The sequence below is a fragment of the Microbacterium pseudoresistens genome (assembly GCF_013409745.1).
Lineage (GTDB): Bacteria > Actinomycetota > Actinomycetes > Actinomycetales > Microbacteriaceae > Microbacterium > Microbacterium pseudoresistens.
In genome coordinates this window covers 2,809,287-2,821,894 of record NZ_JACCBH010000001.1, presented here as the reverse complement: position 1 = coordinate 2,821,894, position 12,608 = coordinate 2,809,287, and the positions used below count along the sequence as shown (strand labels likewise).

The following is a 12,608-nucleotide window of genomic DNA, read 5'->3' as shown; positions in this document are numbered from 1 at the left end:
GCACCGGAATGGAGAGCAGATGAGCGCACGGGGTACGACCGCGACGAGCAATCGCAGCCCGCGCCGCCGCACAGTCGTGGCGCTGGCCGTGATCCTCGCCGTGATCGCGGGCTTCGTCGTGCGCCTCGTCGACATTCAGGTCGTCAATGCCGCCGCACACGTGGACGAGTCACTCGACACGGGCGATCTGGGCACCACGAATACGATCGCCGGCGCGCGCGGCGACATCGTCGACGCCAACGGCACGGTGATGGCGCAGGGCGAGGTGGTGTACGACGCGCAGCTCGACCCGAAGCTGATCGGGATCCTCGAGGAGGACGACCCGAAGCTGCCGTGGGCGCAGGCATCGGAGAAGATCGCCGCGATCACGGGGCAGACCGCGGATGAGGTGCGCGAGGTCGTCAGCGTCGCGCTCGCCGACGATCCCAACAGCCGCTACGCGCTGCTGAAGCGGTCGCTGTCGACCGAGCAGTTCCTGAAGCTGCGCGAGCTCGGGCTGCCCTACCTCGCCATGCCCTCGCGAAGCGTGCGCGTCTACCCGAACGGTGCCGTCGCCGGGAACATCCTCGGCTTCGTCGGATCGGACGGCGCACCGCTCGCGGGACTGGAGGTCTCGGAGAACTCGTGTCTCTCCGGCATCGACGGGCAGGAGAGCTACCTCCGCGGCGAAGACGGCGTGACCATCCCCGGCAGCCACAAGGTCAAGGACGCCGTCGACGGCGGCACGCTGCAGCTCACCATCAACAGTGAGCTGAACTGGTACCTGCAGCAGATGATCGCCGAGGAGACGCAGGCGCAGGGCGCGCTGTCGGGCACGGCCTTCGTCGTCGAGGTGAAGACGGGCAAGGTCCGCGCGGCGGCCGAGTATCCCTCAGTCGACCCGAACGACCCGGGTGCCTCGGAAGCGGCGGATCGCGGATCCCGGCTGTTCAGCACGACATTCGAGCCCGGCTCGACGTTCAAAGCCATCACAGCGGCCGCGGTGATGGAGGGCGCCGGCGCCACCGCGCTCACGTCGGTGACGGCGAGCAGTCACGAGGAGTTTCCCAACGGGGCCGTCGTGAACGACGCCTTCGATCACCCGGCATACGAGTACACCCTGGCCGGGGCCCTCATCGACTCCTCGAACGTCGCCCTGTCGAAGTTCGGCGACATGGTCACGGATCAGCAACGATACGACGAGCTGGCGAAGTTCGGCGTGGGCTCTGAGACGGCCATCCATTTCCCCGGCGAGGAACCCGGCGTGCTGCATCCGGTCGATGAGTGGGACAACCAGTCGCACTACACGACCACCTTCGGCCAGTACTACACCGTCACCGCTCCACAGGTGGCCAGCGCCTACCAGGCGATCGCGAACGGCGGAGTGAAGATTCCGCTGTCGCTCGTCGAGTCGTGCACCTCGGCCGACGGCCAGGAGAGCGAGATTCCGGCCTCCACGCCGGAGCGCATCCTGCCCGAGCAGACTGCGGCCGAGCTGTCGCGCATGATCGAGAACGTCGCCGTGCAGGGCGACCTGGCCGACGAGATCGCCGTCCCCGGATACCGGGTGGCGATGAAGACGGGAACGGCCGAGAAGCCGGGTGAGGACGGGTCGTACAAGGCCGGGATCTACTTCACCAGCATGGTCGGATACGCACCGGCCGACGACCCGCAGTACGTCGTCGTCGTCACCCTGGACGAGCCCACTAAGGTAAGGTCGTCTGCGGCCACGGCATCGGCTTTCCAGAAGGCGATGACGCAGGTTCTGAAGACCTATCGCGTGATGCCGTCGTCGGTCCCGATGGACGAACCGCTCCCCAAATACAAATGAACGGCGCTGTGCGCGCCCGGAGGACTCCCTCGACATGATCGCCCTGTCTCTCGGTGAGATCGCCTCCCTGATCGGCGGCAAACTCCACACCACGGAGATGGCCTCTGCCGACACGATCGTCTCGGGCACGGTCGACACCGACTCGAGGTCCCTGCGCGCCGGCGACATCTTCGTCGCCAAGCCCGGAGAGGTCACCGACGGGCATCGCTTCGTCGGCGCCGCGCGCGAGAGCGGAGCCGAACTCGCGATCGTGGAGCACCTCGTCGACGAGCCCATCGCGCAGATCGTCGTCGCCGATGTCATCGAGGCGCTGGCCGTCTTCGCCCGCGCCGTCGTCGCGCGCGTGCGCGCGCAGGGGCGCCTGCGGGTCGTGGGCGTGACGGGATCGAACGGCAAGACGACGACCAAGAACTTCCTCGCGCGCATCCTCTCCGATGAAGGACCCACGGTCGCGCCGATCGCCTCGTACAACAACGAGGTCGGCGCGCCGCTCACGATGCTGCGCGTCACCGACGACACCGAATACCTTGTCTGCGAGTTCGGCGCGAGCGCCCCGGGCGAGATCGCCCGCCTGGCCGGGCTCGTCGAACCTGACGTCGTCGTCGAGCTCATGGTGGGCCTGGCCCACGCCGGCGGGTTCGGCGGCATCGAGGAGACCGCCAAGGCCAAGGCCGAGCTGATCGCCGCGGCGAAGCCCGGCGGCACCGCCGTGCTCAACCTCGACGACCCTCGGGTGGCGGCCATGGCGGAGCCGGCACGGGAGCGCGGCCTGCAGATCGTCGGCTTCGGCCAGGGCGACGCGGAGGTGCGCGCGACCGGTGTCGACGTCGACGCGGCGGGCACCTCGTTCGTCGTCGAGATCGGAGCCGAGCGCATCCCGGTCCGACTCCAGGTGCTCGGTGCGCACCACGTCGGCAACGCCCTCGCGGCGATCGCGGCGACGCGGGCGCTGGGGGTCGGCCCGGCCGATGCGGCCGCGCGGCTGGAGACCGTCGAGATCGCCGAGCGCTGGCGGATGCAGCCGATGGGCGGTGAGAAGGTGCGCATCATCAACGACGCGTACAACGCCAGCCCCGACTCGATGGCCGCCGCTCTGCGCACACTCGCGCAGATCACCGGGCCCGACGAGCGCACGGTGGCGGTGCTCGGCGCGATGAGCGAGCTGGGCGAGTCGGCCGGCGACGAGCACGACCGGATCGGCCTGCTCGCCGTGCGACTGAACATCCAGCGCATCGTGGTCGTGGGCGACGATGCCCGCCGGCTGTTCCTGGCGGCCGTGGGCGAGGGGTCGTGGGATGGCGAGGCCGTGCATCTGCCCGACGCCGGCGCAGCCTTCGAGTACCTGCGGGACGAGCTCCGCCCCGGTGATCGGGTGCTCGTGAAGTCCTCCAACTCTGCGGGGCTGCGGTTCCTCGGCGATCGTCTGGGAGAATCGTTCTCGTGAGGTCCCTGCTAACGGCTGCCGCGATATCGCTGGCCTTCACCCTCTTCCTGACGCCGGTGTTCCTGCGCCTGTTCCGGAAGTGGGGCTGGGGGCAGGTGATCCGCACTCCCGAGGCGATCGAGAACCCGAGCCACGAGACCAAGCGCGGCACGCCCAGCATGGGCGGGACGATCTTCATCGCGGGCTCGCTCGTCGGATACGGGATCGGCACGTTCACCGGCGGCAGCTATCCGACCGCCTCCGGCCTTCTCGTGCTGTGGCTCATGGTCGGATTCGGCGCGGTCGGATTCATCGACGACTACATGAAGGTGCGCAGCCAGCGCAGCGGCGGCCTGTCGGGCTGGCGGAAGATCGTCGGCCAGCTGCTCGTCGTGCTCCCCTTCGGGATCGTGGCGCTCACGACGACGAACGGCTACGGCAAGGCGCCTGCGAGCGAGTTCATCTCGCTGTTCCGCGACATCCCGGCGCTGTGGCTGTTCGCCCTCGGCCCGATCGTGGGCTGGTTGCTGTACCTCGCCTGGCTCTCGCTCATCGGCGTCGCCTCGTCGAACGCCGTCAACCTCACCGACGGCCTCGACGGGCTCGCGGCGGGTGCGGGCGTCTTCGTGATCGGCGCGTACAGCCTCATCTCGTTCTGGCAGTTCAAGCAGTCGTGCGTGGCCGCGGCGCTGGAGTCCTCGGTGCAGGACGGCTGCTACGACGTGGCCAATCCCTTCGATCTGGCCGTCGTGTCGGCCTCGTTCGTCGGCGCCCTCATCGGCTTCCTGTGGTGGAACGCGCCCAAGGCGAAGGTGTTCATGGGAGATGTCGGATCGATGGCGATCGGCGGGGTGATCGCGGCGATGGCGATCCTCACCCGGGCGGAGCTGCTGCTGCCGCTGCTCGCCGGCGTCTTCGTCATCGCCCCCGGATCGGTCATCGTGCAGCTCACCTACTTCAAGCTCACCCGCGGCAAGCGGCTCTTCCTGCAGAGCCCGTTCCACCATCACCTCGAGATGCGGGGATGGCCCGAGGCGACGATCGTCGTGCGGATGTGGATCATCTCCGGACTCCTCGCCGTCTCGGCCGTGGGCTTGTTCTACGTCGAATGGCTCACCCGGTCATGACGGCCGGCGGTTCCTCTTCGATCGACCTCGACGCGCTGACCAGCTGGCATGCGGACTGGTCGGGTCTGCGCGTCGCCGTGCTGGGGCTGTCGGCCACGGGCTTCTCCGTCGCCGACACGCTCGCCGAGCTCGGCGCCGACGTGCTCGTGGTGTCCGAGGCGGCGAGCGCGGACCACGAACGCCTGATCCCGGTGATCGGGGCGCGACTGCACCTCGGCCCTCTCGCCGAGGTGCCGGATGAGCTGGTCGCCTTCGATCCCCAGCTCGTCATCGCCTCACCGGGGTTCGCGCCCTCGCACCCGCTCATCCGGTGGACCCAGGAGCGCGGGGTGGCGCTCTGGGGCGATGTGGAGTTCGCCTGGCGCGTGCGCGACAAGGTGCTGCGAGCTGACGGCACCCCCGCCGACTGGGCGCTCATCACGGGGACCAACGGCAAGACGACGACCACGCGGATGACCGCGACCATGCTCGTCGAAGGCGGGCTTCGCGCCGCCCCGTGCGGCAACATCGGCGTGCCCGTGCTCGACGCCGTGCGCGATCCGGGCGGGTTCGACGCGCTCGTCGTCGAGCTCTCCAGCCATCAGCTGTGGTATCTCGGGCTCAGCGCCCCGGCCGGGCAGCCCGTGCCGCACGCGTCGGTCTGCCTCAATCTCGCCGACGATCACCTCGTGTGGCACGGCAGCGCCGAGGCCTATCGCGCCGCGAAGGCCGTGGTCTACCGCAACACGACCACCGCCTGCGTGTACAACAAGGCCGACGTCGCCACTCGCCGCATGGTCGAGGACGCCGACGTGACCGAGGGCGCCCGCGCGATCGGATTCGACCTGGGGGTGCCAGGACCCAGCGATCTCGGGGTCGTCGACGGCTTCGTCGTCGATCGCGCCTTCCTCGAGGAGCGCCGCACCTCGGCGCTCGAGATCACCACGATCGAGGCCCTGGCCGGCCGGGGGCTGTCGGCGCCGCACATGGTGCAGAACGTGCTGGCGGCCGCCGCGATCGCGCGCTCGCTCGGCGTCGAGCCCGAGGCGATCCGCCGTGCGTTGGAGGGGTTCCGCCTCGACCCGCACCGGATCGAGGTCGTTGCGCAGGCCGCGGGGGTGACCTGGATCGACGACTCGAAGGCCACCAACCCCCACGCGGCGGAGTCGTCGCTGCGCGCCTTCCCGGGCGCGGTGTGGATCGTCGGCGGAGATCTGAAGGGCGTCGACGTGTCGGAGCTCGTCGGCGGCGCCGGAGCGACGGCGCACGCCGCGGTCGTGATCGGCGTGGATCGGGAGCCCGTCGTCGCGGCGTTCCGGCGACACGCGCCCGCGGTGACCGTCGTGGAGGTCGTCCCCGGCGACACTGAAGATGTCATGACCCGCGTCGTGGAGATCGCGGCGGGGATCGCGGAAGACGGCGACACCGTGCTGCTGGCACCCGCCGCCGCATCCTTCGACCAGTTCTCCTCGTACGAGGATCGTGGCCGCCGCTTCGCCGAAGCGGTGCGGGAGTGGATGAGCCGGGGGAGCGCGCATGACGCAGGTGGCCCGCCCCGGGACGAGCGCTGACCGCGACGACGCCCGGGGACTCGCGGCGCGCGTCCGGCTCGGCAAGATCTTCGCTCCGGTCCCATCGGAGTTCCTCCTCATCGCCTCCACCGCGCTGCTGCTGACGGTGTTCGGCCTGGTCATGGTCCTCTCGGCGACCAGCGCGACCGCCGCGGCGAATGGCGAAGGCCCCTACGACACGGTGCTCCGCCAGGGCATGTTCGCGCTGGTGGGGGTGCCGGCGATGTTCATCATCAGCCGGTTCCCGCTGGGGTTCTGGAAGAAGATCGCCTGGCCCGCGCTCATCGTCACCACGGTCTTCCAGCTGCTCGTGTTCACCCCCCTCGGGGTCGAGAACGACGGAAACCGCAACTGGATCCTCATCGCGGGGCAGAACATCCAGCCCTCCGAGTTCCTCAAGCTGTCGCTGGCCCTGTGGGCGGGCATCATCCTGTCGCGCAAGGAGAAGCTGCTGCGGCTGTGGAAGCACGTGTTCATCCCGCTCGTGCCGGTCACCGCGCTCGTGATCGCCACCGTCATGGCGGGCCACGACCTCGGCACGGCCATGATCCTGTTCCTGGTGGTGCTCGGCGCCCTGTTCTTCTCGGGCGTGCGGCTGCGGATCTTCATCCTGCCGTTGATCCTCTCGGTGATCGCGGTGGGCGTACTCGTGCTCACCAGCGAACGACGGATGAGTCAGGTCGCGAGCCTGTTCGACCGCGACAACGTCGACTGCTACTACGCGGCGGGCGGATGCTGGCAGCAGCTGCACGCGGTGTGGGGCATGGCATCGGGGGGAGTCTTCGGCCTTGGTCTGGGCAACTCGCGCGAGAAGTACGGCTGGCTGCCCGCCGCGTCCAACGACTACATCTTCGCGATCGTCGGCGAAGAGCTCGGCCTCATCGGCTGCGCGGTCGTGCTCGCCCTGTTCGCGCTGCTCGCCGTCGGCGCCTTCCACGTGATCCGCAAGACGAACGACCCCTTCGTGCGGATCGTCTCCGGCGCCATCGTGGTGTGGATCATCGGACAGGCCCTCATCAACGTCGGCGTGGTGCTGCGGGTCTTCCCCGTGCTGGGCGTGCCCCTGCCGTTCATGTCGCAGGGCGGCACCTCGCTCGTCTCGGTGCTGCTGGCGTGCGGCGTGCTGCTCGCCTTCGCGCGCACCCTTCCGGCCCCGGGAGTGCAGACTCCAGCGACCATGCGGGGTAGGGTCGCTCGGTGACCACCTATCTGCTGGCCGGCGGCGGGACCGCCGGCCATGTCAATCCGCTGCTCGCCGTGGCCGACGGCATCCTCGCCCGTGAGGAATCGGCGCGGGTGCTCGTGCTCGGCACGCGCGAGGGGCTGGAGTCCCGTCTCGTGCCCGAGCGAGGATACGAGCTGCTGATCGTCGACAAGGTTCCCTTCCCGCGGCGCCCGGACGGCGCGGCCCTCGCCTTCCCCGCGCGATTCCGGCGCGCGATCGCTCAGGTGCGCGGATACATCCGCGAGCACGCTGTGGACGTCGTCGTTGGGTTCGGCGGGTACGCATCCGCTCCGGCGTACGTCGCGGCGCGACGCGAGGGCGTGCCCTTCGTCGTGCACGAGGCCAACGCACGCCCTGGCCTGGCCAATGTGCTGGGCGCACGGCGCGCCGCGGGCGTCGGCGTCGCGTTCGCCGGCACGCCGCTGCGCGGAGGCGAGGTCGTGGGCATGCCGCTGCGGCGCGAGATCGTCGACCTCGACCGCGCGGCACTGCGCGAAGAGGCTGCGGCGGAGTTCGGCCTGGATCCGAAGCGCCCCGTGCTGCTCGTCTTCGGCGGGTCTCTCGGCGCCCAGCGGCTCAACGAGGCGTTCGCCGGATCGTGGCAGGACGTGCGGGAGGCCGGCTGGCAGCTGCTGCATGTCACGGGGGAGCGCTCCACGCAGGAGGATCCCGCCGCGGAGGGCTACGCGCTGCGCCGCTACATCGACCGGATGGACCTGGCCTTCGCACTCGCGGACCTCATCGTCTCGCGCGCCGGGTCCGCCACGGTCAGCGAGATCAGTGCACTGGGCATCCCTGCCGTCTACGTGCCGTACGCCGTGGGCAATGGAGAGCAGCGGCTCAACGCCGACTCGGCCGTGCGCGCCGGCGCCGCCGTCATCATCGACGACGCCGCGTTCACCCCGGACCGCGTGCGCTCCGAGGTCATCCCGCTGCTCGGTGACGAAGAGCGCCGTGCGGCCATGACCAGGGCTGCCGAGAACGTGGGTTCGCGCACCGGGACCGAGGATCTCATCGCGCTCGTCGACCGCGCGCTCGGTCGATCCTGAACGGCGATGCGCGGCCGGCTCCGCCGGTGTTGCGATTTAGGATGATGAGGCCATGATCAGACCCGACCTCTCCCTGCCGATCCCCGACGAGATCCGCTCCGCTCACTTCATCGGCGTCGGCGGATCGGGGATGAGTGGCCTCGCGCGCATGTTCCTCGATGCGGGCATCCGCGTGTCGGGCAGCGACCGCGCCGACAGCGACAATCTGCGCGCGCTCGCCGCGCTCGGCGCCACCGTGCACGTCGGTCACGACGCCGCTCACCTCGGCGATGCCGACACCGTCGTGCACACCGGCGCGATCTGGCCGGAGAACCCCGAGTTCGTCACGGCGAAGGAGCGCGGGCTGCATGTCATCCATCGCTCGCAGGCGCTGCACTGGCTCATCCGCGGTCACCGCCTCGTCTCCGTGGCGGGGGCGCACGGCAAGACGAGCTCGACGGGCATGATCGTCACGGCGCTGCAGGCGCTGGGCGCCGACCCCAGCTTCGTCAACGGCGGAGTGATCGAGCAGCTGGGGCTGTCGAGCGGTTCGGGCGCCGACGACCTCTTCGTGATCGAGGCGGACGAGTCCGACGGGACCTTCCTGCTGTACGACACGTCGATCGCGGTCATCACCAACGTCGACCCGGACCACCTGGACTTCTTCGGCTCGGAGGAGGCGTTCCACGACGCATTCATCCGGTTCGCGAACGAGGCGGACGAGGCGGTCGTGATCTCCAGCGACGATCCGGGCGCGCAGCGCGTGCGGGCCGGCGTCACCCATCCGCAGGTGCTCACCTTCGGATTCGCCGACGCCGCGGATGTGCGCATCTCCGACGTCACGACGGAGGGGGCCGTCGCAGCCACTCTCACGCACGGCGCGGAGAGCGTGCGGATGCGGCTGTCCGTGCCCGGTGTGCACAACGTGATCAACGCCGCCGGTGCCGTGGCCGTGCTGCGAGTGCTGGGGTATCCGCTCACCGACGCCGCGCGGGCGATGGAGCTCTTCGCGGGCACGGTGCGTCGCCTCGAGCTGCACGGCGCCGAGCGCGGCGTGCGCGTGTACGACGATTACTCGCACCACCCCACGGAGGTGCGTGCCGCACTCGAGGCGATGCGCACGATCGCGGGGGAGGGGCGGGTGATCGCCATCCAGCAGCCGCACACCTACTCGCGCACCCAGCACATGTATCGCGAGTTCGCCGACGTGCTGGAGAGCCTCGCCGATCACACCGTCATGCTCGACGTCTACGGGGCCAGGGAGGATCCGGTGCCCGGCGTCACCGGCGAGCTCGTGAGCGGCGCATTCGCCGACCAGGGGCGCGTGCACTTCGTGGCCGACTGGCAGCAGGCCGCCGACTACACGGCGTCGGTCGTTCGCGACGGCGACGTCGTGGTGACCCTCGGCTGCGGCGACGTGTACCAGATCATTCCGCAGGTGCTCGACGCCCTGCGACGCACCTCCGGGGTCTGATCCTTGCGCCGGCCCTCTCCGTTTCCGAGGTCACCCGAGCGTCCGGCCGCGCCGGCGGAGGCGCCGGAGCCCCGCAGGCCCGTCCTGCCTCTGGCAGAAGAGACACCCGCGGCCGAGACGCACGATGCGCCCGAGAGCGCCGTGACGGCCGAGACCGATCGCCCGCTGAGCGGACGCGATGTGTGGCGCGCAGCCAAGGCCCGCCGCCGCACCCTGCGCGCGGAGATCCGCCGGTTCACCCAGCGCTCGCGCCGTCGCCGCATCGCCTGGGCGGCGGGCATCGGCGTCGCGCTGCTCGTCGTGGCAGGAAGCGCGGCGGCGGCCTACAGCCCGCTGTTCGCCGTGGAGAAGATCACGGTCGTCGGCACGAAGTTCCTCGATCCGGCCGCGGTCGAAGCCGCGCTGGAGGCGCAGAAGGGCGTGCCCCTTGCGCTCGTCTCCTCGAGCGAGGTCAAGGCCGCGCTCGTGCAGTTCCCGCTCATCGAGACCTACGGGCTGGAGGCCAAGCCTCCGCACGAGCTCACGGTGCGCATCGTCGAGCGCACTCCCGTCGGCGTTCTCGAGAGCAATGCGGGTTTCGCCGTGGTCGACGGGGCCGGCGTCGTCCTGTCGACGACCGAAGAACGTCCCGCGGGGTACGCGCTCATCGAGGTCAGGGGCGGCACCTCGTCGGATGCCTTCACGGCGGCGGGCACCGTCATGCGCTCGCTCTCCGAAGCGCTGCGGGCCCAGGTGGACGTGGTGCGAGCATCGTCGATCGACGACGTGACGCTCGTGCTGACCTCGGGCACGTCGGTCGTCTGGGGCAGTGCGGAGCGCTCGGGCGACAAGGCGCTGCGGTTGGAGAAGCTCATGGCCGCCGTCCCCGGCCAGAGCGTGTACGACGTGTCGGCGCCCGACGCCGTCTCCGTCGGTTAGCGGGTGGGGCGGCCGACCATCGCCGTCTCCGGGATTCTTAACGCCGACACGCGCGTGTCCTGGCGTCCGGAGAACCCTGCGCGGCTTACCTTCGACTCGAAGGAAAGCAATACCGGGAAATACTTTAACCTTCTCATTGAGGTTTAAGGTTCCCGATTCAAGGCTCGACAATCGGAGGCCGGGATGAGCCAGAACCAGAACTACCTCGCCGTGATCAAGGTCGTCGGCGTCGGCGGTGGTGGCGTCAACGCCGTCAACCGCATGATCGATCTCGGGCTGCGCGGAGTCGAGTTCATCGCCGTGAACACCGATGCGCAGGCACTGCTCATGAGCGATGCCGATGTGAAGCTCGACGTGGGCCGCGAACTCACCCGCGGTCTCGGGGCGGGCGCCGATCCCGAGGTCGGCCGTCGTGCCGCCGAGGATCACGCCGAAGAGATCGAGCAGGCGCTCACCGGCGCCGACATGGTCTTCGTCACCGCGGGCGAGGGAGGCGGCACGGGCACCGGCGGCGCGCCGGTGGTCGCACGCATCGCCAAATCCATCGGCGCACTGACGATCGGTGTCGTCACCAAGCCGTTCTCCTTCGAGGGGCGACGCAGGCAGAGCCAGGCCGAGGCGGGCGTGTCCAAACTGAAGGAAGAGGTCGACACCCTCATCGTCGTGCCGAACGACCGGCTGCTGGAGATCAGTGACCGCGGCATCTCGATGATCGAGGCATTCGCCACGGCCGATCAGGTGCTCCTCGCCGGCGTGCAGGGCATCACCGACCTCATCACCACGCCGGGTCTCATCAACCTCGACTTCGCCGACGTGAAGTCGGTCATGCAGGGGGCGGGGTCCGCGCTCATGGGCATCGGCTCCGCGCGCGGAGCGGATCGGGCGATCAAGGCCGCCGAACTCGCCGTCGAGTCGCCGCTGCTGGAGGCGTCCATCGAGGGCGCGCACGGCGTGCTGCTCTCGATCCAGGGCGGATCCAACCTCGGCATCTTCGAGATCCACGATGCCGCCGACCTCGTCAAGGAGGCCGCCCACCCGGAGGCGAACATCATCTTCGGAACCGTCATCGACGACACCCTCGGCGACGAGGTGCGCGTCACGGTCATCGCCGCGGGCTTCGACGGCGGCGAGCCCTCGCTGCGGCTCGACCCGATGGTGGTCTCGCGTCCGTCCGCGGCTGATGTCGTGGCGAGCCGCGATGACGACGCCGACGGCGATGACGCGCGCGCGTCGTCCGAGGACGCCGCCGCTCCCGCATCTCCCGTGCCCGCTCCCGTCGTCTCCACGGGATTCGAGCCGGCGTTCAGCGACGACGACATCGACATCCCCGAGTTCCTGAAGTAGGTCTCGCGGGATGGCGGACCTGGCTGCGCGGCTGGCCGCGATCGACGAGAGGATCGCGGCGGCTGCGCAGCACGCCGGGCGCTCAGCGGATGCGATCACCCGCATCGTGGTGACCAAGTTCCATCCGGCATCCCTCGTGCGCGACCTGCATGCGCTGGGAGTGCGGGACGTGGGGGAGAACCGGCAGCAGGAGCTGTCGGCCAAGACGCAGGAGCTGACCGAGCTCGCCGAGATGCGCTGGCACTTCATCGGTCAGGCCCAGACGAAGAAGGCCGCGGCGATCCGCCGTGCCGCGACCGCGGTGCACTCGATCGATCGCGAACGCATCGCCGACGCCCTCGACCGCGTGGCCGTGGACGACGATGTGCTCGACGTGCTGCTCCAGGTGAACCTCACCGACGATCCCGGCCGCGGCGGCGTGGCGCCCGACGGCCTCGAGCACCTCGCCGAGCATGTGCTCGAATGCGAGACGCTCGCCCTGCGGGGGATCATGGCGGTCGCGCCGTTGAATGCCGATCCCGCAGAGTCCTTCGCCCGGCTGCACGGGCTTGCCGAACGGCTGCGGACCGTCGCGCCGGAGGCGCGGTGGATCTCGGCGGGCATGACCGGCGACTTCGCCGAGGCGATCGCCGCCGGCGCGACACACCTTCGCATCGGTTCGGCAATCACGGGTCCGCGCCCTGCACAGGGTTAGCCTCGGACAAGAATC

The 12,608-nt window shown here is 69.8% G+C and carries 10 protein-coding genes; all 10 read left to right on the top strand.

Features of this window, described 5'->3' with window-relative positions; genetic code table 11:
• Positions 1-19: 19 nt before the first annotated feature.
• Positions 20-1,810, top strand: a complete 1,791-nt coding sequence (locus BKA02_RS13815; protein WP_179434924.1) for a peptidoglycan D,D-transpeptidase FtsI family protein — start codon at positions 20-22, stop codon at positions 1,808-1,810.
• 34 nt (positions 1,811-1,844) lie between these two features.
• Positions 1,845-3,254 (top strand): UDP-N-acetylmuramoyl-tripeptide--D-alanyl-D-alanine ligase, encoded by a 1,410-nt coding sequence (locus tag BKA02_RS13810; protein WP_179434922.1) that lies wholly within the window; start codon positions 1,845-1,847, stop codon positions 3,252-3,254.
• Complete coding sequence (gene mraY, locus BKA02_RS13805; RefSeq protein ID WP_179434920.1) at positions 3,251-4,360, top strand: phospho-N-acetylmuramoyl-pentapeptide-transferase; 1,110 nt, start codon at positions 3,251-3,253, stop codon at positions 4,358-4,360. Before BKA02_RS13810 ends, mraY begins: the two co-directional genes overlap by 4 nt.
• Positions 4,357-5,910 (top strand): UDP-N-acetylmuramoyl-L-alanine--D-glutamate ligase, encoded by a 1,554-nt coding sequence (murD, locus tag BKA02_RS13800; RefSeq protein WP_179434918.1) that lies wholly within the window; start codon positions 4,357-4,359, stop codon positions 5,908-5,910. The genes mraY and murD overlap by 4 nt, the downstream gene beginning before the upstream one ends.
• On the top strand, positions 5,876-7,111 hold the full coding sequence (gene ftsW, locus BKA02_RS13795; RefSeq protein WP_179434916.1) for a putative lipid II flippase FtsW: 1,236 nt from the start codon (positions 5,876-5,878) through the stop codon (positions 7,109-7,111). Before murD ends, ftsW begins: the two co-directional genes overlap by 35 nt.
• Positions 7,108-8,184 (top strand): glycosyltransferase, encoded by a 1,077-nt coding sequence (locus BKA02_RS13790; RefSeq protein ID WP_179434914.1) that lies wholly within the window; start codon positions 7,108-7,110, stop codon positions 8,182-8,184. The genes ftsW and BKA02_RS13790 overlap by 4 nt, the downstream gene beginning before the upstream one ends.
• A 52-nt stretch (positions 8,185-8,236) precedes the next feature.
• A complete protein-coding gene (gene murC, locus BKA02_RS13785; protein ID WP_179434912.1) occupies positions 8,237-9,637 on the top strand; it encodes a UDP-N-acetylmuramate--L-alanine ligase in 1,401 nt (466 codons plus the stop codon).
• A 141-nt stretch (positions 9,638-9,778) separates the two neighbouring features.
• Complete coding sequence (locus tag BKA02_RS13780; RefSeq protein ID WP_343045428.1) at positions 9,779-10,555, top strand: cell division protein FtsQ/DivIB; 777 nt, start codon at positions 9,779-9,781, stop codon at positions 10,553-10,555.
• Positions 10,556-10,738: 183 nt separating this feature from the next.
• Positions 10,739-11,899 (top strand): cell division protein FtsZ, encoded by a 1,161-nt coding sequence (gene ftsZ / locus BKA02_RS13775; protein ID WP_179434908.1) that lies wholly within the window; start codon positions 10,739-10,741, stop codon positions 11,897-11,899.
• Between the two features lie 10 nt (positions 11,900-11,909).
• Positions 11,910-12,593: a YggS family pyridoxal phosphate-dependent enzyme gene (locus tag BKA02_RS13770; protein ID WP_179434906.1), complete on the top strand. Its 684-nt coding sequence runs from the start codon at positions 11,910-11,912 to the stop codon at positions 12,591-12,593.
• The last annotated feature ends 15 nt before the right edge of the window (positions 12,594-12,608 follow it).